Annotated in this window: 16 protein-coding genes and 1 tRNA gene; 10 read left to right on the top strand and 7 right to left on the bottom strand. The window is 45.9% G+C overall.

Translation table 11 applies throughout. The annotated features are described in order from the left end of the window. Positions 1 to 825: 825 nt before the first annotated feature. From QUA56_RS32780 to QUA56_RS32750, 7 genes are all read left to right on the top strand, one after another. A complete protein-coding gene (locus tag QUA56_RS32780; RefSeq protein ID WP_333367039.1) occupies positions 826 to 4338 on the top strand; it encodes a PAS domain S-box protein in 3513 nt (1170 codons plus the stop codon). Continuing rightward, positions 4339 to 4482, top strand: a complete 144-nt coding sequence (locus QUA56_RS32775; protein WP_333367037.1) for a hypothetical protein — start codon at positions 4339 to 4341, stop codon at positions 4480 to 4482. Positions 4483 to 4574: 92 nt separating this feature from the next. Then, a complete protein-coding gene (locus QUA56_RS32770) occupies positions 4575 to 5846 on the top strand; it encodes an FAD-dependent hydroxylase (protein ID WP_333367042.1) in 1272 nt (423 codons plus the stop codon). Positions 5847 to 6185: 339 nt separating this feature from the next. After that, the gene (locus QUA56_RS32765; protein WP_333367034.1) at positions 6186 to 6863 is read left to right on the top strand and encodes a DNA-binding response regulator; all 678 of its coding nucleotides are present in this window, start codon (positions 6186 to 6188) and stop codon (positions 6861 to 6863) included. 80 nt (positions 6864 to 6943) lie between these two features. Beyond that, positions 6944 to 10729 carry a CHAT domain-containing protein gene (locus QUA56_RS32760; RefSeq protein ID WP_333367031.1) on the top strand — a complete coding sequence of 1262 codons (3786 nt, stop codon included), beginning with the start codon at positions 6944 to 6946 and terminating at the stop codon, positions 10727 to 10729. 511 nt (positions 10730 to 11240) lie between these two features. Then, positions 11241 to 11639 (top strand): hypothetical protein, encoded by a 399-nt coding sequence (locus tag QUA56_RS32755; RefSeq protein ID WP_333367028.1) that lies wholly within the window; start codon positions 11241 to 11243, stop codon positions 11637 to 11639. A 5-nt stretch (positions 11640 to 11644) separates the two neighbouring features. Beyond that, complete coding sequence (locus QUA56_RS32750; RefSeq protein ID WP_333367026.1) at positions 11645 to 13186, top strand: hypothetical protein; 1542 nt, start codon at positions 11645 to 11647, stop codon at positions 13184 to 13186. Here QUA56_RS32750 and QUA56_RS32745 read toward each other — a convergent pair. The 4 genes from QUA56_RS32745 to QUA56_RS32730 all read right to left on the bottom strand — a co-directional run bounded on the left by QUA56_RS32745 (position 13162) and on the right by QUA56_RS32730 (position 14859). After that, positions 13162 to 13749 carry a hypothetical protein gene (locus QUA56_RS32745; RefSeq protein ID WP_333367023.1) on the bottom strand — a complete coding sequence of 196 codons (588 nt, stop codon included), beginning with the start codon at positions 13747 to 13749 and terminating at the stop codon, positions 13162 to 13164. The genes QUA56_RS32750 and QUA56_RS32745 overlap by 25 nt on opposite strands. Beyond that, entirely contained in the window at positions 13746 to 14315 is a 570-nt protein-coding gene (locus tag QUA56_RS32740; RefSeq protein WP_333367020.1) for a hypothetical protein, read from the bottom strand. The genes QUA56_RS32745 and QUA56_RS32740 overlap by 4 nt, the downstream gene beginning before the upstream one ends. Before the next feature lie 21 nt (positions 14316 to 14336). Further along, the gene (locus tag QUA56_RS32735) at positions 14337 to 14549 is read right to left on the bottom strand and encodes a helix-turn-helix domain-containing protein (protein WP_293348538.1); all 213 of its coding nucleotides are present in this window, start codon (positions 14547 to 14549) and stop codon (positions 14337 to 14339) included. Between the two features lie 226 nt (positions 14550 to 14775). After that, positions 14776 to 14859, bottom strand: a tRNA-Leu gene (locus QUA56_RS32730). A 228-nt stretch (positions 14860 to 15087) separates the two neighbouring features. Between QUA56_RS32730 and accC the strand changes: the two genes are divergently transcribed. Beyond that, a complete protein-coding gene (gene accC / locus QUA56_RS32725) occupies positions 15088 to 16440 on the top strand; it encodes an acetyl-CoA carboxylase biotin carboxylase subunit (RefSeq protein ID WP_333367017.1) in 1353 nt (450 codons plus the stop codon). 175 nt (positions 16441 to 16615) lie between these two features. On the opposite strand, the gene QUA56_RS32720 is transcribed toward accC, so the two are convergent. Beyond that, complete coding sequence (locus QUA56_RS32720) at positions 16616 to 16900, bottom strand: YggT family protein (RefSeq protein ID WP_015176974.1); 285 nt, start codon at positions 16898 to 16900, stop codon at positions 16616 to 16618. Between the two features lie 124 nt (positions 16901 to 17024). On the opposite strand from QUA56_RS32720, the gene psbX reads away from it, so the two are divergent. Beyond that, positions 17025 to 17144, top strand: a complete 120-nt coding sequence (gene psbX, locus QUA56_RS32715) for a photosystem II reaction center X protein (RefSeq protein WP_172191671.1) — start codon at positions 17025 to 17027, stop codon at positions 17142 to 17144. A 281-nt stretch (positions 17145 to 17425) separates the two neighbouring features. Next, on the top strand, positions 17426 to 18247 hold the full coding sequence (locus QUA56_RS32710) for a Ycf66 family protein (RefSeq protein ID WP_333367013.1): 822 nt from the start codon (positions 17426 to 17428) through the stop codon (positions 18245 to 18247). A 537-nt stretch (positions 18248 to 18784) separates the two neighbouring features. Here the strand turns inward: QUA56_RS32710 and QUA56_RS32705 are convergent. Both QUA56_RS32705 and QUA56_RS32700 read right to left on the bottom strand, forming a co-directional pair. Beyond that, positions 18785 to 21016 (bottom strand): phosphodiester glycosidase family protein, encoded by a 2232-nt coding sequence (locus tag QUA56_RS32705; protein WP_333367010.1) that lies wholly within the window; start codon positions 21014 to 21016, stop codon positions 18785 to 18787. Between the two features lie 147 nt (positions 21017 to 21163). Beyond that, the coding region (locus QUA56_RS32700) for an AAA family ATPase (protein ID WP_333367007.1) at positions 21164 to 26182 on the bottom strand (5019 nt) is incomplete at its 5' end.

Here is a 26182-nt window from a genome sequence, read left to right as displayed (position 1 = left end):
TAGTCATTAGTCATTAGTCATTAGTCATTAGTCATTAGTCATTAGTCATTAGTCATTAGTCATTAGTCATTAGTCATCAGTAATTAGTTGATAAACAAAACCCAACACGATTGGACGCGAGCATCTGTAGGGACACGGCACTGCCGTGTCCTTACCGGGATCGGGGACTTTTAATAATTGCTATAAGATTGAGGATTCTAGCAATAGTTTTCAAGCTCGCAATCACAAGCAATTTAGTGCATATTGTCAAGTCTTTTAAAGAACTGTTTAGCGTAACTTTTGTGCCGATCGCTTTTCCCACAGCCACAGCAGCCGCTTGACAATGCGAGTGATATTGCTGCCGATCGATTCATCCGCTACCATTATCCCTCGATGGACTGAGTAAAAACACTCAGCCTTGCCGGTGAATCGGGCGCTAATTTCCCAGATCGAAGGGACAAGGCTGAAAGAACAAGGAATTTTTTGTTTTAACTAACCAGCAACAACAATTATTGATTCTGCCGAATGCCTTGTAAATAAGAGCCTTCAACCTTCAGTTGACTATCTCTCTCAAGTTAGATAAAATAATTCATATTTTATGCTTCAATACTCCGGACAGTTTTTGAGACCGAGGCTGAAACCCTCATTCTACCGTTAGCATTTGACCTCACTGAGAAGGCTGAAACCCGCATTCTGCCGTTAGTGATTGAAAACTGTCCGGACTATTGATGCTTAGCAGTTTGAAAAATATCTCAAGCAGCTTTGTATAGCGGGAAACAATATACCTACAGTGTTTATTGTTACCTTGAATACGTAGAAACCCAAATAATTTGAGGGATCTAGAAATTGGAACTTTTTGAAGGAGCACAACAAGTGCAAAGGCGATTAACCCCAATGGCGGCAGTCCAGTCTTTTTCCAAAAAAGCTAGTGTTGCAGTAATCGCGATCGGCTGTACAGTCATTTTGGGTTGGATATTCGATCTGCCACTCTTAAAGAGCATTCTGCCCGGACTCGTGACCATGAAAGTCAATACTGCGGTCTGCTTTATTTTGAGTGGGTTTTCTCTGTTCATTCAACAGCGACGGCGCGCCGAATCAACAGCAATAAAGCATCAAATAATCACTAATTTTTTAATTTTTAGCTGCTCATTTTTTATTATATTAATTACCTTCTTAACCCTAGTTCAATATAGCTTTAGTTTAGACTTAGGCATCGACCAACTGCTATTTAAAGAAAGTTACACCTTGACAAGCCCCGGAACACCAGGACGGATGGCACCAAATACTGCTACTGCTTTTTTATTACTGGGAACAGCCCTGCTGCTGCTGTCAGAACGCCGTCCTAAATATCTAGGGGTTCAAATCTTAAGCTGTTCAGCATTTTTTATTGCATTTCTGGGTTTAATAGGCTACATCTACGGCAAAGCTTTATTTTACAGAATTGGCGATAATACAGGAATGGCTTTGCACACGTCCGCAGCATTTATGTTGCTGAGCTTCGGCATTTTATTTACCAATCCAGAGCGAGGATTCATAGCAGTAATGGCGAGCGATCGCGCTGGCGGCATCATGGCAAGGCGCTTGTTGCCGCAGGCAATTATTATCCCGCCTTTAGTGGGTTATTTCATCATCTCGGGAGAGCGCTTACAAGCCTACAGGTCTGATGTAGGAATATCGCTGTTAAGTGTATTGAACGTGATTATTTTTACAGTTCTAATTTGGCAGAATGCAAAAACTCTCTGCACCGCCGACCGGAAGCGCTATCGAGCGGAACTGGAACTGAGGAAATCTAAATCAGACTTAGAAAATAAAGTTGAGAAACGGACTCTCCAACTGCAAATCGCCAACGAGCAATTGCAGCAGCAAATTCTAGACTCTCAAACAACTAAGCAGGCGCTGCAAAAAAACTACAACCTGTTGCTGACAGTCATCAACAGTACGCCAACAGCCCTATTTGTCAAAGATATTCAGGGCCGTTACATGATGCTAAACGCTGCCGGAGCCAGTATAATTGGCAAGTCTGCTGACGACATTATCGGCAGAGATGACAGCGAGTTATTTCCGCCGGAAATTGCGGGCAATATTAGGAAAACCGATCGCCCAATTATGGCAGCGGGAAAAACGCAAGCGATCGAAGAAGAGCTGCCAGTTAAAGGCAATTTGAGGACATTTCTTTCTACAAAAAGCGCTTACCGGGATGGACTAGGAAATATCAGCGGTATAGTTAGCGTCGCGCGCGATATTACTGAGAGCAAACAAGCCGAAATCGCCAACAGAAGTCTGGCAGCAATTCTGGAAGCAACACCGGATTTTGTAGGTATCTGCGACCTCGAAGGACGCGCCGTTTACATCAACAAAGCAGGCAGAAAAATGGTGGGTATAAACGAAAACGAAGATATATCCAAGCGACAAATTGCAGAATTCACGACAGCCTCAGCCCGCAGCACTTTGAAAGGCGCGATCGCCACCGCTGTTTCCGAGGGCTTTTGGAGTGGAGAAACAGCCTTCGTGTCAGGATCGGGACTCGAAATTCCCGTCAGCCAAGTTCTCATCTCCCACTCCGCACCGGGCGGCAAACTCGCATACATTTCGACGATCGCCCGCGACATCAGCGATCGCTTCCAAGCTGAAAAAGCGCTGCAACTGTCTCAAGCTCGTTTCGCCGGCATTGTAGAAATTGCCGACGACGCGATTATTTCCGTGGATGCTGACCAAAAAATTATCCTGTTCAACCAAGGTGCAGAAAGGATTTTCGGGTGGACGGCTGCTGAGGCGATCGGGCAATCCCTGAGCCTGCTGTTGCCCGAAGCTTTTGTCGCCCCTCACAGCCACCTCGTCAGCAATTTCGGCGCCGGCGTTAAACAAGCCCGAAAAATGGGCAACCGCAAAGAAATTTTCGCCCGCCGCCGAGACGGTACGCAATTTCCCGCCGAAGCTTCTATTTCCAAACTCGAAGTGGCAGGCGAAATAATATTCACAGCTATTTTGCGCGACGTGACAGCCAGTCGGCAAGCCGAAGAATTTGTGCGTCTGAGCGAGGAAAGATACCGATCGCTGGCAATGGCCACCGCGCAACTGGTATGGACGACAGACGGCCAGGGAAAGCCAATCGCACCGATCGACTGGATGGCATATACAGGTCAAAGTTGGGAGGAAGCTACAGACAACTGGACTTCGGCAATTCACCCAGACGATCGCCCGATCACGGCCCAAGCTTGGAAGCGCGCAGCAGAAACCAAAAGTCTCTACGAAGTCGAGCACCGCTTGCGGGCTGCAGACGGCTGCTACAGACACTTCTGGGTGCGCGGAGTTCCAGTTTTAGCAGAAGACGGCAGCATTCGCGAATGGGTGGGAACTCACACCGACATTAGCGATCGAGTCCAAGTTTTGGAAGCACTCAAGGAGTCCGAGGGACTGTATCGATCGCAAGCAGCCGAGCTCGAAAAAGCTGTCCGCGAGTTGCACCAAGCTCAAACTCAACTAATCCAAACCGAAAAAATCTCTTCTCTCGGGCAGCTAGTCGCCGGCGTCGCCCACGAAATTAACAATCCGATTAACTTCATCTACGGCAACATCACCCACGCCAGCCAATACGCCGCAGACTTGCTCAGTTTGCTCCACCTTTACCAGGAAAAATACCCCAATCCCGTCCCAGAAATTGTAGAAGCAGCCGAAGATATTGAAGTTGATTACTTAATGGAAGACTTTACAAAGATTTTGGAATCAATGAAAGTAGGAGCCGATCGCATCCGCGACTTAGTTGTCTCCTTACGCAACTTTTCCAGACTCGACGAATCGCAGATGAAGCTAGTAGACATTCACGAAGGAATCGAAAGCACTTTGCTAATTTTGCAGCACCGGATCAAAGCTAATGTAGTTCGTCCGGCTATTGAAATTATCAAAGAATACGGCACTTTCCCAAAAGTCGAGTGCTATGTAGGTCAGCTCAATCAAGTATTTATGAATATTTTAGGAAATGCGATCGACGCCATCGAAGAGTACAACAGCCATCATTCTTCAAACGAAATCGAAATCTCTTTTCGCCCCAAGACAATTCGGATTAGCACGAGTGCGAATTCAGACACAGTAACAATTCGGATTGCCGACAACGGGATGGGAATCAATCAAGAAGTTATTCACAAGTTGTTCGACCCATTTTTCACTACTAAACCCGTCGGCAAAGGCACAGGCTTGGGACTGTCAATCAGCTATCAGATTATAGTTGAAAAACACCGAGGCAATTTGCAGTGTGTTTCCGCGCCCGGGGAAGGTGCAGAGTTTGTCATAGAAATTCCCCTTTGCCAGGAAGTATCGCCTCTAGTCACAGGAAATAATCAATTAGCAGCAGTTGGTAGTTAATTGTTAGTTGCGATCGGTGGCATCGGAATTAATATTACCCGAAATCAGGAAACGGCACTGCCGTTTCCCTACGCCAGATTAATCGTAGGGAAACGGCACTGCCGTTTCCTCTATATCATTCCGGCCCAGCCGGAATTGATATGACATAATCTCTGGCTCAAAACTGCCCTAAATCGAAATAATTCTTTACAATAAAAAAGTAACATTCCAATTAACTTTGACAAAATCCCTTGAAAATGCCTGTAAACGAACTTTCTCCCACAACAGCCTCCACCGAAACACAGACACTCGACTTTGACATAGCCATCGTCGGAGGCGGCATAGTCGGGGCAACCTTAGCCAGCGCCTTAAAAGATTCCGGCTTAAAAATAGCCATAATTGAAACCCAACTCCCCGCAGTCGCAGCAGCCAAAAAACAAGCTTATGCAATTACCTTACTATCAGGAATGATTTTAGAAGGCATAGGCGTATGGCAACAAATCTTGCCGCAAATCACCACCTTCGAGCAAATTAGCCTCTGCGACGGCGACTATCCCGGCGTCGTCGAATTCCACCGCCCAGACTTGGGAAATACTGGCAAATTGCCCGTACCAAAAGCAGCTTTAGGTTACGTTGGCGAGCACCGAGTCATGCTGTCAGCTTTGCACGAATGTTTGGCAAAAAACCCTAATTTTAGTTGGGTTTGTCCGGCGGAAGTAATAAAAGTAAAATATTTAACTAATTGCGCCGAAATAGAAGTCAAACAACACGGCGAAACTCGCACAATTCGCACCAAATTATTAGTCGCCGCTGACGGTTCTCGATCGCGCATCCGCACCCAAGCCAACATCAGCACTCGCGGCTGGAAATACTGGCAATCCTGCGTTGCTATCACGATTAAAGCAGAAAAACCGCACAACGATATCGCTTTTGAGCGCTTTTGGCCGAGCGGCCCGATGGGAGTCTTACCATTACCTGGGAACCGCTGTCAAGTAGTTTGGACAGCACCCCACGCGGAAGCAAAAGCTTTGCAACAAATGGATGAAACAGAGTTTTTGACTTTGTTGGAACAGCGCACGGGCGGGCTTTTGGGGCGTTTGGAATTGGAGAGCGATCGGTTTTTATTTCCCGTGCAGTTAATGCAGAGCGATCGCTACGTTTTACCCAGATTAGCGCTAATTGGCGACGCGGCTCACTGCTGCCATCCCGTGGGTGGCCAGGGATTGAATATGGGCATTCGAGACGCTGGGGCGATCGGCCAAATCTTGCAGCAAGCGCACCAAAAAGGCGAAGATATTGGCGATTTGCGAGTATTGAAACGGTATCACAACTGGCGCAAAAAAGAGAATTTAATCGTGTTAGGATTTACCGATTTTCTAGACAGATTATTTTCTAATACTTGGCTGCCAATTGTAGCATTTCGCCGCTTTGGATTGTGGTGTTTGCGGACTATTCCCCCAGTGAGGTTTTTAGCCTTGCGCTTGATGACCGGTTTAATGGGGCGGCCGCCGAAATTAGCCAAAAATTAGAAGAAACCGGGTTTTTTCCTATGTTGCTTGCACTCTAGCGGTGTTGCCACAACCGCCAGGGGTTGAAACCCCTGGCTAATAGCGAAAGTCGGTTGAAACCGACTGAAAATCCGAGATAAAAATGAAAAACTCTTTAGTCCTCTTTAAGAGGACTTTTGCTATAAGACAGGGGTTTCAACCCCTGGCGGACTATCGGGCTAACCGAGGTTTCTCGCCACTCGCACCATCAAAGAAACCGGGTTTTTTCCTCAATCTTTGCAATGTTACGAAGTTGGTCGCAAAAACGCGGTACAATGATCGACTCAGCTCGAACCCAGCCCTGACGGCAATAGAAAAACTATGCAGCCCGAACAAGAACAAGAAATTCTCAACCTGCGCGATCGCCAATTAACGCCCAAACAAATTGCCCGAAAGTTAGGATTGAAAGCATCCGAAGTCAGTACCTTTCTTCAATCTCATGCAGAACAAACAGCCCTCGCTAGCGCCGAAAAAGGAGAGTTATTGCCCGTTGCTCAATGTCTCGTGGATGTAAATTTTGCGAAGGTATTGTTGGGGAATGAAACCTCTGAAGCGAGCGGTTTGGGTTTAGTGGTGGTTACCCGTTCCAAGGGATACAATCGTTTTGTTGCAGCCTCTTATTTGATCGACTACTGGTGTTTGGGAGTCAAGGATACCATCCCGCCGCGTAACTGCAACGATAGCCAATATAAAAATTTCGTTCAGCTTTGTTACTCGCAGTTTATGCAAGAATACGAGGAGATTAGTTTAGAGCAAGCACAAGCCCTGGTTTGGGGCGCGATCGCTTATGCCAAAACATTAGGCTTTGAACCGCATCGCGATTTCGAGCAGTCGAAGGCTCATTTAGGAGAATCAACCAGCGAAATTGGCTTGAAATTCGGTCGCAATGGAAAACCTTGTTATATTGAAGGGCCTCACGATAATACAAGGAAAATTATCAATACGCTTAAAAACTCTGTGGGAGACGGTAATTTCGATTACTTGTTCGGGATGGGGTAGAAATTGATACGGGGGAGCGTCAACCGCCAAACCACCAATCATGATAAAATAAACATCGGTGTTATTGACAACTCCCCACAATGGACGAAACCCGCGCCCAAGCCTACCTGCAACTAATTCACACACTCCTGACTTGCCCCAACGGAGACGAACCGCAGATATTACAAGATAACTCAGAATTGCTGGATCGCGGATTTCTGCAAGCTTGCGAGTTAGTAGCAGAAAACTTCACACAGCAAGGAGAGGAAAATGCAGCTAGTTTCCTACGAAATCTGGCCAGTCAAGTAGGGCAATTCTTGGATGCGAACGATGACGGAGATAGCGATAACTCTGAAAGTGAAGATTCCCAAGAGTATGCAAACTTTATCCTAGAATTATTGCAAGCAGAAGCAGATAGCAATAGCGATATTAAAGTAATTTACCCCATGTTGGCTGAACGGCAACATCTCCTCAATCACCGTTTTGCCGAAACTTTACAGCAAGTGGCCCAGCAGTTAATTGCCGAACATCCCGAAGCAATTGCGTTCATTCTCGCCATCATTGAAAGTTTAAGTATTCATATTAAAAACTTTCCGCTGGGAAGTAGAGCGAATAATCTGGAAATTGCGATTACTGGTTGTCAAATAGTTTTAAATAATCGGCAACCGGGAAGTGAAAAGTTTGCTCAAACCCAAAATAATCTGGCAACAGCCTACAGTAACAGAATCAGGGGAGAGAAAGCAGAGAATATCGAACTGGCGATCGCATCATACACTGCTGCATTAACCATCCTCACCCCCGATGCCTTTCCCCAAGATTGGGCTCAGACGCAAAATAATCTGGCAAATGCCTACAGTGACAGAATCAGGGGAGAGAGAGCACAGAATATCGAACTGGCGATCGCATCATACACTGCTGCATTAACCATCCTCACCCCCGATGCCTTTCCCGAAAATTGGGCAACGACGCAAAATAATCTGGCAGCAGCCTACAGTAACAGAATCAGGGGAGAGAAAGCACAGAATATCGAACTGGCGATCGCATCATACACTGCTGCATTAACCATCCGCACCCGCGAAGCCTTTCCCCAAGATTGGGCTCAGACGCAAAATAATCTGGCAAATGCCTACAGTGACAGAATCAGGGGAGAGAAAGCAGAGAATATCGAACTGGCGATCACATCATATTATGCTGCATTAACCATCTACACTGGCGATGCCTTTCCTGAAGAGTGGGCGATGACGCAAAATAATCTGGGAGAAGCTTACTCTAAAAGAATCAGGGGTGAGAGGGCGGAAAATCTGGAACGGGCTATGGTTTGCTACCAAGAAGCTTTAGAAGTCTATATCCCTGAAGCTTTTCCCGAAAAATGGGCAAATACTCAATTGCAGATAGCAAAGTTTTATCAAAACTCGATTAGGGGAGATCAATCAGAAAATATAGAAAAAGCTTTTCGAGCTTATCAAGAGGTTCTCAAAGTTAAAACTCGTGAATCTTATCCCGTAGATTGGGCAGAAACACATAACCAACTAGCATCAGCTTATTTTCAGCGTATTGCAGGCGAAAAAGCCAAAAATATAGAACAGGCTATTAATTCTTATAATAATGCTTTGACAGTTTATACCTTTAAATCATTTCCTGAATACTGGGCAGCAGTTCAAACTAATTTATCACTTGCTTATTATCAAAGAATTATAGGTGTCAAAGAAAATAATATTGAACAAGCTATAGCCTATTCAGAATCAGCACTGAAAGTATATTCTAGTGACTCATTTCTCGATCAAAGAGCAAAAACCCAAGAATCTCTGGCTCAATATTACACAACACGAGATTTTGGAGATAAGGTCAAAAATATCAGCAAGGCAATTGAATATTTTCAGGCTACAGCTCAAATTTATCAAAAACAAGGTGATGCAGTTTTTGATAAACAGCAATGGGACTTAGCAATAAATTTTTACGATGATGCCATCACCGCCGTCGAACAAAGCCGCCAGTGGGAAACTTCCCAACGCAGCAAGCGCCAAATCCTCGAAAATGCTTTGCCCATGTACGAGAAAATGGTACTGGCCTGCATCCACCTCGAACGCTACGAAACCGCCCTCCTCACCGTCGAACGCAGCAAATCTCGCACCCTCATCGAACTCCTCGACAACGCCAACCTCTACCCCAAAAACAGTACCCCCGCCCAAAAACAACAACTCAGCCAACTCCGCCGCCAAATTGCCTCCCTCCAACAACAACTCGACACCAACCAACCCCCACCCGAAACCGACACAGCCACCGACACCGACACTCTGCCAGAAAAACGCAGTATTTCCACACCCGAACCGTCCCAAACCAGCGCTTCCCACCTCGAAGCCGAACTAAAAACCCTGCAACAGCAAGTCACTCAACTGCTGAGAGAAATCAACGACCCCGATTTCAATCTCACGCAGCGAGTCATCCCCCAACTACCGGACTTCACCCAATTCCTCGACAGCCAAACCGCCCTCATCGAGTGGTATCTCCCCCCAAACCCAGACTCCGGCTTCCACGTCTTCATCGTCACCAATCGCACCGGAGATCCCCCTAAATCCCCCTTAAGAAGGGGGACTTTGAGTGAAGCAGATCCCCCCCTTGTTAGCGGGGAAGTTCCAGTCCCCCCCTTATTAAGGGGGGGGCTAGGGGGGGATCTCCACATCCAACACCTAGCCTTCACCCCCGAACAGCATCAACAACTCAACCGCGACATCGCCACCTACCTCAGCGACTACGGCAAACCCACCTGGGGCGAAGCCCTCAGCCACCGTCTAGTCACCCTAGCCGCCTCCCTGCAACTCAACCAAACCCTGGCCGCTTTACCCCCAACCATCAAAAAACTAATCCTGATTCCCCACCGCGACTTACACCTGCTACCGCTTCACGCCCTACCAGCAACCCGCAACTTGCCAAACGGCGAAACCAAAACCGGCTACTGGCTTGACCTTTATACGAACGGCATCCAATACAGCCCCAGCAGCCAATTTCTGGAACGTTTGCATCAACGAAAACGCCCGCCCCTCAACGATATTTTGCCCCTGTTCGCTATCCAGAATCCCACGGAAGACCTGCGCTACACCGAAATTGAAGTTGAAGAGATTTCCCGCCGCTTCAATCCCAATGCCCACATTTTGAAGCGCCAGCAAGCTACTAAAATCGCCTTTAACTCCCCAGCTACTTTCAAAAAATTAAGTGATTCCTATTACGCCCATTTCTCTTGTCACGGCAGTTTCAACTCCGAGAATCCGCTGAATTCGGGTTTGGTTTTCGCTGGAATATTGGAACCCCCTCAGCCTCCCTCGGTAACGGGAGAGAAAGAGGAAGAGGAAGAACCCCCCCAGCCCCCCTTGGTAACGGGAGAGAAAGAGGAAGAGAATCGCAGTTATGTTATTCTGCGTGATGGTCGCCGTTTTCGGACTGATATTCAATGCCTGACACTCAAGGAAATTTTTGCTAGTCTGGATTTACCTTTATGTCGCTTGGTCAGTCTCTCGGCCTGCGAAACTGGATTGGTGACTAGAGTTGTCACCGATGAATATATCGGTTTAGCTAGCGGTTTTCTGTATGCGGGTGCTAGTAATGTGGTCAGTAGTTTATGGTCTGTCAGCGATTTTTCTACGGCTTTTCTGATGATTCGTTTTTATCAAAATCTGAACGATCTGGATTTGTCAGTTTCTCAAGCTTTGCAAGCCGCTCAAATTTGGTTGAGAACGATCGCGCGAAAAGACTTTTTGGCATGGTTGAAAAATGAGGTGAAAATAGAAGAAAATCGAGTCGATAGTATTGACATTTTGTTGCGTCGGAGTTTTGAAAATCAACCTTTTGCCGATCCTCAATATTGGGCTGCATTTTGTGCGATCGGTATATAAGTTATCGCGTTATCCAGTTGATAATTCGGCAGTTGAAACCGCTACTTGTCAAACCAAGTCCGCGCAACGCGAGACTGAAGAAATGTCGGTTTTAGGCAAAGTCTAGATCCCCCTAAATCCCCCTTAATAAGGGAGACTTTGATGACTCTCTTGTCCCCCCCTTATTAAGGGGGGCTAGGCAGGGTGGTTTTATTGTGAGGAGAAGAAAACTGAAACGACAGAAAGCACCGCTCAAAGCTCGCGTCTGGGACGCAACTGTTATATTAATTAATAAAGGTACGTAGTTGGGCTTTAGCCCTCTTTAGACGTATATATAAAGAGGGCTAAAGCCCAACTACGTACCTATTTCTAGGATGACAATTAATCCACCCTGCTTATTAAGGGGGGCTAGGGGGGATCTAGACTTCGAGACAAACGCGCAAGACTCAAGGTTTTGCATTAAGCTGTCAGGAATGAGTACAGGCTTTAAACCAGTTAAAGTTAAAGTTCAACACACAAATAACTTAGGAAAATGAACGACCTTTCTCATGCTTCAACAACCATTCTCGACTTCCTCACCTTACTGGAATTGGAACAAGTCAAGGAAACAAGCAACCTATTTAATGCTGCGATTTGGCAAGACCTAAATCAACTCAATTTAGACTTAAATGCAATTAGGCAACCGAATAAAATCGCTTTAGCAATTCTAGATTGGTGCGAAAAATATCCAGAAATCTATCGGGAATTCAAGGCTAAAGATTGGCAGAAAGTTCGCTGCGATATGGTTGGCGAAGATGACATAGATATTCCCCTTCCATACCTAGATGGTGAGGCGGAGATTATTCGGAATCGGGACAGAATCCAAAAAATAATTCAGGAAAATCAGCAACCGCCCAACCAGGATTCACCCAATAATCCCGAACAAGATTAACCGCAATGTCCAACGAATCCGATCCGATTTATTACGCCTTAAATGTTAGCTTGTTTGCATTCACCCTGCAATCTGGTTCATATTTAGATTCCCAAGAACTAATCAACGAATCTCCCCAAAATTTTCAGTACAAGTATGAGAAAATCTTAAAAGATAATTTTAGTTCAAAGCTGAAGTTTCCCGATTCATTTCCACAAGTTCGGCAAGATTTGCCTAACTCAGACAACTACGAATTACTGGATAACCGCAAAAAAGGTACGCGACAATTTTTGCTGCTGTCAAGTAAAGACACAAACCAAAATCCGATTCAGCCTAAACCTTTATATCGTCTGTTGGTGTATCCGCAGAAACTCAGCGATACCTACGCTTTGTTAATCAATATTTTTCGTCCGCAAGCTGAAGGTTTTGATGGCGTAAAATTAAATGAAGTTGCCGAATTCAACCCGAATCAATGCTTGACTCTCAAAAACGACCCGCATTTTATCGGACAAACTTTCCTAATCGCAGCTTATTTGTCTGAATCCAAACCACCTAACCCCGAAGAATTAAGAACTAATGCCGAAAATTTGCTCAAGCAATTATTCGTTGGTGTTTGTCCTGATTTTTATCAATCCGATTCTTTTTTAGATGGTTGCATTTTAGAATTTAGCCGACCGAAAACATCGCAAACTCGCTATCTTGTTTTGTTCTATTTTGCTGAGACTACTTCGGAACAACTTAAGGAAATATACTGGGATTTGCCAGAACTATTCTTATACTATCATAAAATCACGAATGTTTTCCAAAATAGTCGAAAAAGTGCAGATGAACTGGATAAATTAATCCTACAAGAAATTGAAAGCAAGTCAAAATTGCCAGATTCGTTGGATTTGAACTCATTAAAAACTCAACTCAAAGAACTATTGAAAACTGTTCCGAAATATACTTTGAAATTGCGTAATCTTGAAAATAGTTTCAATACTCTGAATATTCATGCCAGAAATTACCAACTCAAACTGAAGCGCTTGCAAGGCCAAGTCAAGGACAATTTGGATTTATTCAGTCGGTTTGCGGAACGAGAAAGCGAAACTTTTCGATTGCAAATTCAAGCTGATTTAAATTATTCTAAACCGGGTTCTCAATTACTGGATCAAGCTATTGCCAGTATTCGCGGTTTGGTGGAAATCGACCAAGCTGAGTCCGATCGCCAACTGCAACAAACTTTACAGGATAATGAGAAAAAAGACAAAGATCGCGATCGGGAATTAGAAAATACGATTCAAGCAGTCGGTACCGGCATCGGTGTAGGAGTTGGCGTCGCCGGAATCTTAGCCAGCAGCTACGACTCCATTAAAGAACCTTGGGATTTTCCCTCTCCCCAACATCCGCTGCTTGCGCCACATCCCTTCATTATTGTGATTACAGTTAGTTTCTTGTTGGGTTGGGGCTTGGGATGGTTGGCTTGGTTTTTCACTAAGCGCCATCTCAAGAATAAACTGTTACAATCATCATCCGCGCAGACAAGTTTACCTAGTTCCGAAAATCAACCTCCCTCTGTTGATGTGTAATCTCTCTCTGCTTTCGGGTTAATTGCATTCAACCCATCGCCCGAATCAATATCTAGTCGATCTAAAGTTCTCGCATCTAGTTTCAACAAAGGCATGATTTGGTCGTATTTCTGCCATTTACCTCTAGGAAAACCCCCAACAGCAAAATCAAAAAATCCATGCTCCATAGAGAATATGCCACCGCGTTCATACATTAGGATTAGCGGTTCGTAGGGTTCAGGTAGAGTAAATTCACTGACTTTTGGTGAATTTTTCGCGCTATCCCAATGAAGGAACCACTCGCAGGTTTTCTCAATAATACCCGCCACATAAAACGGTGTCTCTGTGAAATGAGTCTTAAGCACTTTAACCTTAGTTTCATCGGCATCTAGAGAATCAATATGAGCAGCCACATCAAAAAACGGCCATTCATCCGTACAATCTAAAGCCTTGGCCCACAGTGCGGCACGTCTCAAGTATTCTCGCAAAAGGGCAATGTGAGAGTTAACGCGACTATCGTCTGGCTCCCATTTAATTGCTAAAATTCGCTCTAGTGCAGTATCGGTAATTGTTTTCGCAGTCATATTCTTTCTCTAATAGCTTCAAGCAACTCATCAAGATTCGAGAGATTGTCCGCAAGCATCAGTCCTTCCGCTGACTTACCTATTATGTTAACCCAGTGGGAAAATGGATTGGGCTTGCTGGTATGAGGAGCTATATCGTGTGCTCCGAAATTCTCCGGGGTTGGCCAGTTGCCAAAACCATACATGGGATGCTCTATCCAAGCTTTAGGCGATCGATAAGGAAGTCCATCGGCCATTAGTGCTTGCTCTATGTACTCGTGGGCTATCAACCGCTTAAACTTGATAAGTTCTCTCGGTTGTAGCTCACCATTTTTTGCACTTATCCATAAATCAGCAATCTCACCATCGGGTGTAAAATTACCTCGGACATGACTAATAGTATTTGTCTCATCATTGGGAATGTCAAGCTCGTGTTCCTTGATAAATATGTGTTCTTTTACTTGGCGGATAATTTGTTCAGAAATCTCTAGATAATTAGCAATTTTATACACATCATCCGTCATGGCGATAATTTCTGCATATTGACGGATTTCTTTCTGATTAGCCTCCCCAAAATACTGTGGCACTATCCAACACCATTCTCATTATTACTCTTTGACAACTTCCATTAACTCTTCAATCAGAACATCGAGGGTGCGAGCTATTTTTTGAATTGATGTGATATCAACCGTTGCTAGTCCTTCCGATCGAGCATAGTGCCTGACTGTGCTGTACGGAACCTCGGATCGATCGGCAACATCCTTTAACGTCCATCCTTTTTCGTCAGCAAACTCTCGGATTCGGAACCTAACTAAGCCCATTCTACTTGACAAACGATAAGTATCTATCTTTTTAATTCAAACACAATAGTCGATCGACAGTTAAACAGTATTTTGTATCGTGCGGATCTGTCAGAAGTTCGATCGCACTTAAAGATATCTGATGAATCCGCATCCTACGGTACTCGATCGACTTTCTAGAAAAACCACTTAATACAAAACAACTGCCAACAGCCAAAAACTGTCAACAGTTGTTTTATAAATTCAATGCGGATGGCGAGACTCGAACTCGCAAGGACATAATGCCACACGCACCTCAAGCGTGCGCGTATACCAATTCCGCCACATCCGCTCTTTCTGGCAATCTCCGGGATTTTTGCGTTACGAGTTAAAGATTCACAGGTTGAGGTTCCTGACATTTAACTTGTGACTTGCCCTTTTGCACCGCCGATTTACAATCATAGCACCACTACCAGCCAAATGTAAAATAAATTTTTGTGAACAATTTCTGGAAAACCATTATCCACAACATACCGAAAGGCATTATTGTACAGAATATTGAGTGAATTAAGCAGCGAAGATGGGGTTCTCGAAAATTTTAATCGCTAATCGGGGAGAAATAGCTCTCCGCATCCTCCGCACCTGCGAGGAAATGGGGATTGCCACGGTCGCCGTTCACTCCACCGTAGATAAACACGCCCTGCACGTCCAGTTGGCAGACGAAGCCGTTTGCATCGGCCCCCCCACCAGCAGCAAAAGCTATTTAAACATCCCCAACATCATCGCGGCAGCCTTGACGCGCAACGCCGCAGCCATTCACCCGGGCTACGGCTTCCTTTCGGAAAATGCCCGATTTGCGGAAATCTGCGCCGACCATCAAATTACCTTCATCGGCCCTTCCCCAGCCGCGATGCGGGCTATGGGCGACAAATCCACCGCCAAAGAAACTATGCAGCGGGTGAAAGTCCCCACAGTTCCCGGTAGCGACGGATTGCTGGCGGACGATCGCGAAGCTTTGGCAGTAGCCCGCGATATCGGCTATCCTGTGATGATCAAAGCCACAGCCGGCGGTGGTGGCCGCGGCATGAGGCTAGTGAGAGAAGCCTGCGAACTCCCCAAACTATTCTCCGCAGCCCAAGGCGAAGCCGATGCAGCCTTCGGCAATCCCGGAGTCTACCTGGAAAAATTCATCGAAAAACCCCGCCACATCGAAATCCAAATCCTCGCCGACAACTACGGTAACGTCATCCACCTCGGCGAGAGAGATTGTTCGATTCAGCGCCGACATCAGAAACTCCTGGAAGAAGCCCCCAGCCCAGCCCTCACCCAGAAACTCCGAGATCAGATGGGTCACGCCGCCGTCGCCGCCGCCAAATCCATCAACTACACGGGTGCCGGCACTGTCGAATTTTTGCTTGACAAATCGGGCAAGTTCTACTTCATGGAAATGAACACCCGCATCCAAGTAGAACATCCCGTCACCGAGATGATTACAGGTCTCGACTTGATAGCCGAACAAATTCGGATCGCCCAAGGCGAAAAACTGCAAATCAAGCAAAACCAAGTAATTCTCAACGGCCACGCCATCGAGTGCCGCATCAATGCTGAAGATCCCGATCGCAACTTCCGGCCCCATCCGGGCAGAATCACCGGCTTTTTGCCTCCCGGCGGCCCCGGCGTGCGGATGGACTCTCACGTTTATACCGATTACGAAATACCCGCTTACTACGATTCTTTAATCGGTAAATTGATAGTCTGGGGGCGCGATCGACCTTCAGCGATCCGGCGCATGAAACGCGCCCTGCGGGAATGCGCCATCACCGGCGTCCCCACAACTCTGGGCTTCCACCAAAAAATCCTCGATTCCCCCGAGTTTCTCAACGGCGAGGTTTACACCAATTTCGTCGAACAATTTATGAATCAGAACAGTTAGTTGTTAGTTGTTAGTTGTTAGTTGTCAGTTGTTAGTTGTCAGTTGTCAGTTGGCAGTTGGCAGTTGGCAGTTGGCAGTTGGCAGTTGGCAGTTGGCAGTTGGCAACTAACCCATGCCCCATGCCCCATGCCCCATGCCCCATGCCCCATGCCCCATGCCCCATGCCCGCTGACTCTTACATCATCATCGTCAGCAGTCCTTGCTGGCCGAGAATCATTTCTCGCAGCAAACTACAGATACCCACCCAAATAATCGGAGTAATGTCCACCCCGCCGATCGGCGGTACAATCTTTCTAGTTACGGCTAAAAAAGGTTCCGTCGGCCAAGCAATCAAACTCAACGGCAACTTGCTTAGATTCACCTCGGGATACCAAGTCAGAACGATCCGAAAAATAAATAGCAAAGTCATCAGCACTAGGACAGAGCCCAGAATCCAACTTGCAACGGTAATACCAGTCATGGGTCTTATCTCGAAATCTTAAGTTTTGTTAAGTCTGCTATTCATAATTTTAACCGTTTCACAGGTGCGATCGAAAGTATAAAATTAATAAAAATCAAATTGTTGTAACAAAGGCTTTGAATCTATGACTCCTTCTCTCGCGAACTTTTTGTACAGCCTGCTTGTGGGCGTGGCTGTGGTAGTGATTCCAGCAACGGTCGCCCTGATCTTCATCAGCCAAAAAGACAAAATCAAGCGCACCTAAAAAATCAGCGGGTTTCTCAGTCCGGCGTGAAAGTCAATTTTCGGCTACACGTCGGGCATTTCCCCGCTTCCGAAACCTCGGCAGCCAGCAACTGTGAAGGCAAAACCTTCGGTTGACTGCTTTCGCTGAGGTTTTTTCCCGTTAAACTCATTATTATATTCACTTGCTTTCGCTGAAACCCTGACCGGACACTGCCCCAGAAAGCACAGTCGGGATAACAGACTTAATGATAGATGTAAAATCTAACTCGCTAACATAGGAAAGACATAGGAGATAGGCTAATGGTCAATTTAGGATTGAACTGGAGCAGCCTGTTAGGGATAATCCTAGCAGTAGCAGGGGCAGGACTGTACTTTCTGCGATCGTGGCGTCCCAAACTAGCCCGAGACCACGATATTTTTTTTGCAGCAGTCGGCCTGCTGTGCGGCGGTATTCTGTTATTTCAAGGATGGCGGCTTGACCCAATTCTGGCATTCGGTCAATTTCTGCTCACCGGTTCCGCCATATTTTTTGCAGCAGAAAGCATTAAGCTACGGGGAGCAACCACCGCCCAAGCCAAAAGTCGCGCCCAATACGTAGATGAAGAGCGACCGGTCAGCAACGCCTACGCTTACGACGGCTACGATTCCGAAATCGAGCAGCTAGAACCAGAGGAAGACTATCCGCAGCGTCGCCGGATCAGAGGCAGCCAAGACTACCGTTCCTCCCGGGAAGCCGAGGACGAAGAACCCCGCCGCCGTCCCTCGAATCGCAACGGCAGCGTTAACACATCCAAGCCCGACTCGCCCGATCGACGAGCATCGCGCAAACGTCCCTCTCGCCCAGAAGCCTCGCCTGCCCAAGAGTCTGACAACTGGGACGTTTCAGACAACCCCGAAGAAAGACCGACCCGCAGCCGCAGCAGTCGCCCCCCTGCTTCGTCGTCGGAAAACCGCAGTTCCGATACTGCGCCGAGAACCAAAAAACCCCGTCCTACGGAATCATCCAGGTCTCGCCCCAGCAACCGCGACGTGGTGGAAGCACCGCCGTCAGACTACGTGGAGTATCGACCAGTAGAATACCCGGAAGACCAACCGGATAATTCCCCCAATTTCGACAAATAGGCAAACATAAGTAGGTGGGTGAAACGGAACATTTCTCGCGCCAGTAAGTTGCGTTTATTGATGCCCATCTACTTATTATTAGACTTTATACTGTAAAAAAAAACTGTAATTTTAGAGAGTAAAACCGCAGATAAACATAGGTAAAAACCGATAAAAGGTAAGTTTTATTATTTAAAAAACACTTTAAAAATATTTAATATTAGTTGTGTAAAATAACCATTAGCAGGTTGGCAGTGAAGTAGTCCGTCCTTAGAGGATGTTTTAAACCCACATTCCGCACCCCCCAAATGCCACAGACACCGATCGAGTGGATCGAAGTCGATCGTCGGAGACCAGGGTAACTATAGCAATCCTCGCATCAGCCGCCTCTCTCGATCGAGACCAGAATCCTTGCAGTGCGAGCCAGAAAGCTCGCGTATAATGCAAGCAAATCATTTAGGATTGCTATATGAGACGGGGGAATTTTGTGCCGAATCTCCGGCGGTTCCCAACCGCTGACAATTTGCTGACAATTTGCCGACAATTTAAGGTGAGATTTTATGGTTGAATGAAAATGCCGATCGCATTGTGAACTCTCGCAGCAGTAGACGGAGGTCGATCGAGCAAACTACCTCCCAAATACAAACTCGTCGAACTTCCCCCATCCAAATTTAAAGCCTCCACAGCACCCATTTGCTGCAATATCTGCGCCAGTTCTGCGAAATTTGGCCCCGCCCCGCCCGCGCGATTGTGCACCGCTACAATCAGCAAATTCCCCGCAGCAGTTCGCCCGATCGCACTCCGAATTGCTGTCTGCCGAACATAGGCATCGCTAAACCCTTCCGCCTTCGCATCCAGCACAACTCGACTGTTTTGAACTAACACCGGCCCGCCGCCGAGAATGTAAGGAAAACGGTTGAAATCCGCAGGAATTGTGTTAGTTTCCAAACGCAATAAAGTGCCGGTCGAAAGTTGAGGTACCGGGGAAAAATCGGAACGCAAAGCCAAAATATAACCGTTAGCAGGAATTGGAAAAATTGTTGTTCCCGCCGCACCTCCGGGGGATTGGCTGACAACTCTATCGCCCGCAACTGTGACAACTATCTCATTTTCAGAAAACGGAGTATAAGTTGTTCCCCAATCGGGATTGTAACGGCCGATTCCCGATTGCACGTAGGCACTATTGAGATGAGAAACAGGCAAACGCTGATTTGTTGGAGTAATCAAAGTTTCTTGCAAAGTCAAACGATTGATGACAAATTCGCCCCGATCGTTCCAGGCGATCGCCCCGCGGTTCAATATCGGCCCGGAAAGCCATTTATTGTCCCGCCGAATTGCCCCTAAAGCTAATCGATTTATCCGATTGAAAAATCCTCCATTAATTGCAGCCGCCGTTCCCGAAAGTTCGGCTGTTTGCAATAGAGCTGCAGTGCCTTTATCTGTCGGCGGATTGCTGAGAATTGGTCGAAGTTTTACACCGGATTGACGCGGATTAACTTCTAACCAAACTACGGGAAAACGAGCAGTTCCTAAATTTTGATACTGCTGCCGCCATCTGACTCCCTGTGCCCAAAGAATATTTTTTTCTACTAACGAATCGGGCCGAATGTCGATAACTAATCGATTCGGATTTCCGAGGCTGAAAACTTGCGGCCGCCAACCTAAAGGAATCGTCACTTTGACTTTGGTTTGAGCGCCAGCAGGTTCGACTTTTAGTGATAGCAATTGTTTGCTGGTTGCAAAAGTGCGATCGACCGCATTGCGATCGACTTTGGCATCGATCGCGATCGACCATTCTTGGCCGGCGATCGGCTTTGCGGGCGTTATTTGCAGCGGGAGAGCGGGTTTGGTCGGGTCGTCTGGTGTTTCGAGGTTTGGCGCTGCGGGGATGATTGGCAGCGGGAGAGCGGGCTTTGTGGGGTCGTCCGGGGTATCTCTGGGTGTGGGTGTCGGAGACGGGCTCGGTGTATCGACAAAGTTAACTTGCCACGGGGCGGGGCGATCGATATCTACAACAATGCGATCGCCCCATTCTTTTTCTGCTTGCCGAATTCCGGTAACAATTGCAGTTTGAGAGGTAATTTTTAGAATATTCCCATCGGCAGATATCTGCCAGCCCGCAAGTCTAGCAAAATCGGTAACATCTAAGTAACGATACGGGCCTGTTGCCCGCGCTGCTAAGCTTTGAGCGCCGGTTAAAGATACCGAAAACCACTGCACCGATTGTTTGGCACTGTCGGCGCTGTTGAGCAAATCCACTCCCGCACTTTGCATCAATCCAACGTCGGCAATCCAAGTTCGGAAATTCGCAGCAGTGCTGTTTGCCGGCTGCTGAGTCCAAGCTAGGGACAGAATGCGGCCGTTTAGAGAAACTTGGCGGCCTTGTTTGATTCTGGAAGCTGGCGGTAGGGATTGAGTCAAAAACTTATAGTCCGACAGGGGTTGAAACCCCTGTCTCATAGCTGAAGTCCTCTCAAGAGGACTATAGGTCAATATTTCAGTCGGTTTTAACTGAGATATTGCACCATTCTCAATAACTTGTTTAGGAACAGGCAAGATGCCTGTGAAGCGAGAGATGACTTTTATTGTGGAACAGGCATCTTGCCTGTTCTTAAGAATGGTGCAAGATGTGAGTTTTAACCGACTTTCGCTATCAGCCAGGGAATTCATTCCCTGGCGGGCTCTCGAAGCATGAATCAACCCAGCCCCCTCCCCGTCTTGTGCTCTTCCGGGTTGATTCCAGAGCAAAGACGGGGCGATCGCCAGTACGGGTAAAATCGAGACTGACAATATTGAACACCAACAAGACAAATTACATTTCACAGCTTACAACTCACAATTTCATTCCTAAACGCATGGGTATTTAGAAACCCGGAATATCCGTATGTTTCTTCTTACTAAACGGCGCTAATTGCGCTAAAGCCTAGCACGAAATGCTCACCCCGGAATAGAAATCACAAACTCCGAACCCTGCCCGAGGCAGGAATTCACGAGTAACGTACCTCCATGTTTTTCCACAACAATTTGGTTGGCGATCGACAATCCTAATCCGGTTCCTTGACCCACAGACTTGGTTGTGAATAAGTGGTTAAAGATGTTTTCCTTGATTTCGTTCGACATCCCCACTCCATTATCCTTAATCCGAATTAAAACCTGATTGTTGGATTCGCTCAGAGCAGTTTGAACCGTGATTTGATTGGGTAGGGCTTTAATTTCATTAAAACTCCGCCCTTTATTTGACTCCTCCAAAGCGTCAATGGCATTGGCCAGTACGTTCATAAATACCTGGTTCAACTGTCCGGGAAAGCATTTTACTAGAGGCAAGTTACCATACTCTTTCACAACTTCAATAGCAGGGCGAAACTCGCTCGCTTTTAAACGGTGCTTGAGAATCAGCAGAGTGCTTTCGAGTCCGTCGTGAATATTGAAAGAAACTGGTCGATCGCTATCTGCCCTCGAAAACGTTCTCAAACTCGTACTGATATTGCGGATGCGATCGACTCCCTCATTCATTGAGCCAATCAATTTCGGCAAATCTTCTCGCAAATACTCCAAGTCCATCTCCTCAATTTCTGCTTCAATTTCCACTCCCGGATTGGGAAATTTGTCTTGATACAAGTCAATCAAGTGGAATAAATCCCCCACGTAGTCTTGAGCCGGTTGCAAATTGCCGGCGATAAAACCTACGGGATTGTTAATTTCGTGGGCTACCCCTGCGACTAAATTTCCGAGTGCAGACATCTTCTCACCCTGCACCAATTGCAACTGCATCTGTTTGAGATCGTGAAGATAAAGCTCTAGTTTTTGGGCATATTCCTGAGATTGTTGATAAAGCTGTTGAGATTGCTGATACAAGCGGGCGTTTTCCAGAGAGATGGCAGCTTGGGAGCAGAGGATGTTGAGGAGGGCGACGCGATCGCGCGTGAATACTCCCGTTGTTAAATTATTTTCTAGATATAAAATGCCTATTAACTTACCTTGATGCAAAATCGGGTTACACAAAATACTCTTGGGTTGCTGATTAATGATATATGGATCGTTAGCTAAAGTCGGCTCGGCACTCAAATCAATTAGCACAGTAGTCTGCTGGTTATGCTTGACTTTGTAGATTAGTTTTAAGGGAAGATCCTGACTGTTTTCAATGGGAAGGTGTTGCAACACGACTGGCTCTGTCCCCAGAGTAATCGACCCTTTAATTAACAGTCGATCGTCTTGCAAGAGCATTAACACGCACTTATCGGCTCCTGCATTTTCGATGGCGATCGAAAGCAACGATGTCAGTAGTTTTTTGAGGTCTATTTCACTGGATATTGCTTGGGAAGCTTTGAGAATAGCAGCTAAATCTAAAGCCACAGAAACACTACTACTGGATGTGGCGGAACTGGTGGAGGTGACACTACCCAATGTCAAGAGAGTTTCGTGAGCGGAGAGAGGAGAAAGGGTTTGCTCTAATATAGGTCTAAGTAGTTGAGGATAGCGAGCTTCTAAGTCAGCGACTTTGGCTTTTGCACCCCAACGAGCGTAGGCATAGTAGGCTGCGATCGTGTATTCCCCAGCTATGCGCTCTTTGCCCCAATCTAGGTAGAACTTTGCTGCCAGTTCGTTAGCAAGTGCTTCTTGTTGGATATATTCGTTGGCTTTGGCTCCAGAAATTGCCTGGTCGTAAAACTCAATTGCTTTGGCTTTTTGTCCGAACACTCGACATTTTTCCGCCTCTACCAAAGCAACCTTATGTTGATAATTCATGGGTGCATAATCCGCCCATTGCTGTAACTTGGTTTGGTTTTCTATTACACTCTGCAATGCTTCTGATGCTTCATCTAACTGTGGATTTAATTGTGCCAGAGTTAGCAGAGAATCATAAAGATAAAATACTGGTTCGCTGACTAATCCCGCACCAGCCATAAAATAGCGCCTGACCTCAATAGCATGATTTTTTGCTGGCTCAATTTCTCCAAACAAGAAACAAAGCATCAGTTTATACAAATGGAAAATATACAATCCATATCCATCTTTGGCAGACTCTAGCTGCTGGAGAAATTCTGTTTCTTCAAGGGCTTTCCCAGACAAAAGGGTGGTATGTTCTGCAAGACCTAGCAAATTTAAAACAGGTTGCCAATAAATCCGGCAATAATTTGCGGTTGTCAATTGATTTAATTGCGTCAAACTATGGCAGTAAGCGCAAATATCCTGTTCTAAGGTAGCCAGGGATTGACTGCACCAAAAAGAATTGAGACAAAAAGTGTGCCCGTTATATCCAGCAAGTACCAGGTTTCCAAATTCTAGGGCACTGGTGTAACCCTCTTGCAAGAGGGGTAGTGTTTCTTGAATGTGAGATTTGCGGTGTACAATAAATATTCCCAAGATCATCAAAACATCTGTTTTACTTGCTTTGGCATCGAGTTTTGAAATAATCTGGAGTGCCAGGGAACCAAACTGCGATCCTGTATCTATGGCTTGTAAAAAATTGCAGAGAAGATTGCCATAGGTTGCATAGCCTAAAGCAGAAGTCGATGTGTTACCGTACTGAATTGATAGTTTAACGGACAAACTATTCAGCAATGGGTACAGCGCAGAACCAGAGAGATAAGCTGCTGGGATAATGATATTGACAATTTTAAGAGTACCGAGTTTTTCTGCATCGGTCATTTCAGGCAAGTGAACCAAATCAGCGATTTCCCTATCTCCAATCAGTTCCTCAATCTGTTGGATTTCCTGTTGAATATCTGATGGTGTGGGTGTTTCAGGAAAGGTGACACCAAGCTGTTGTAAGACTGGTTGGGCGATCGCGATCGCTGAGGTCAATTTACTTTGGGAAATATGAGATTGAATTCTAATACAGTAAACATTGACTTTTTCAGATAAGGAGTGTGCCTGTTGAATAACAATATCAATGAACTGTTCCATCGCTTCAAAGTCACCGCATAGCATTGCTACTTCCGCAGCTAATTCATGCAAGGCGAGGGTCATTTCATACTGCTGCTGCCAAGCATTTTTTTCCAACAAAGACAATCCCACTGTGGCATATTCACGCGCTGCTTGATAGGCGGTTGAGGTTTTGGCTTTGCGACAGGCAATTAAATTGAGTTGGGCTAATTCTTCTCGTTCTGTTGGTTGGGTAATTAAAGCAGTTCCGTGATTTAATTGATTGACGATTTCAAAAATCCGGTCTTCTCTTGCCTGTGCAGAAATCTGTCGCAGCAGTAGTTTTCCGATTTGGTAATGCGTCGCCTGTTTTTGGTCTTCAGGAATCAGGGAATAGGCTGCTTGTTGGACGCGATCGTGTAAAAACTTATATTTGGGTAATTGTTCATGGCTAATTAGTAATTGGTCAAATTCCTGACCATTCCCGATTACAGATTCGCTATTATCCTCTGCTTGATAAAACTTGTAAACCTCGCTAACAGGTAAAATTAATCCTTCTTGCAGCGCCTTCCATAAAGCAGATGCGGTTTCTACTAGCGAATTTTCATCAACAATTGCTAACGTCGCCAAATCGAACTGATTGCCAATACAAGCAGCTAACTTTAAAACGAACTGTGTCCTGGTTGGCAACTTTCGCAACTGAAGTGCCATGAATTCTACTACATCATCCGTTAGTGCCAAGGTTCGCACTCGGGCAATATCGCACTGCCAATACCGAGCTTCAAAATTAAATTCAATTAGCCCATCTTCATGCAAAGATTTGAGGAATTGTGTGCTGAAAAATGGATTGCCTAGAGTTTTCTGATAAACGAGTTCTGTTAAAGGCAGAGCCAACGCTGTAGAACAAGCTAGAGTATCGGCAACTAAACTATTTACGTCGGCTCGATCGAGCGGAGCTAAGGTAATAGTATTCACCTTTGCTTCAGTTTTTTGAATTTCTGCTAACGTCAGCATCAATGGATGCGCTGGAAATACTTCGTTATCCCGATAAGCTCCTATTAATAATAGATAGCGGTGTTCTGTAGCACTCATCAGCAGTTGAATTAATTTTAACGATGCTGAGTCTGCCCATTGCAAATCGTCCAAGAAAATCACTAAAGGATGTTCTTTTGTTGTGAAGACTTGAATGAATTTTTCCAACAACAAATTGAAGCGATTTTGACCGGCACTGCCAGAAAGTTCTGGGACTGGCGCTTGCTGTCCGATAATACGTTCTAGTTCGGGAATTACTTCAACTATCGCTTGAGCGCTATCGCCTAAAGCTGTCAAAATTGCTGATTTCCATTGTTCAATTTTCGCATCTGTTTCCGATAGCAATTGTCCCATTAAATCGCGAAAAGCTTGGACAAATGCACTAAAGGGTAAGTTGCGTTGGAATTGGTCGAATTTGCCTTTAATAAAGTAGCCTCGCTGTCTCACAATTGGTTTGTGAACTTCGTTGACAACAGCGGTTTTGCCAATGCCGGAGAAACCGGCAACGAGCATCATTTCGGTGCTTCCGCTACTCACGCGCTCGAAGGCTTCGAGCAGGGAGAATACTTCGCTTGCTCTACCGTATAATTTTTCGGGGATGATGAAGCGATCGCACAAATCTCGCTGCCCTATTTTAAAGTTAGTCAGTGCCCCTGTCTCTTGCCACTGGTACAAACAAGTTTCCAAATCGTACTTGAGTCCCAAGGCGCTTTGATAGCGGTCTTCAGCATTCTTCGCCATCAGTTTGCTGACAATAAGAGACAGCACCAATGGAACGCTATTGTTAACTCTTGAGGCGGAGAGTGGTTGTTTGGCGAGGTGACAGTGTACCAAATCCATTGGATCGTCTGTTTTAAATGGTAACTTTCCTGTTAGTAATTCGTAGAATGTGACTCCTAGCGAGTAGAAATCTGTACGGTAATCAATGCCTCGGTTCATTCGCCCAGTTTGTTCGGGAGATATGTAGGGTAAAGTGCCTTCAAGGACGTTGGGATTTTGAATTTCTTGGGTTTCGCGCGGCAGCACCGAAGCGATGCTGAAGTCAATCAGCTTGACTTC

This window comes from Microcoleus sp. N3A4 (genome assembly GCF_036701805.1).
Classification (GTDB): domain Bacteria; phylum Cyanobacteriota; class Cyanobacteriia; order Cyanobacteriales; family Microcoleaceae; genus Microcoleus.
Note: the sequence above shows the minus strand (reverse complement) of the source record. Positions and strands in the feature narration are given on the sequence as shown.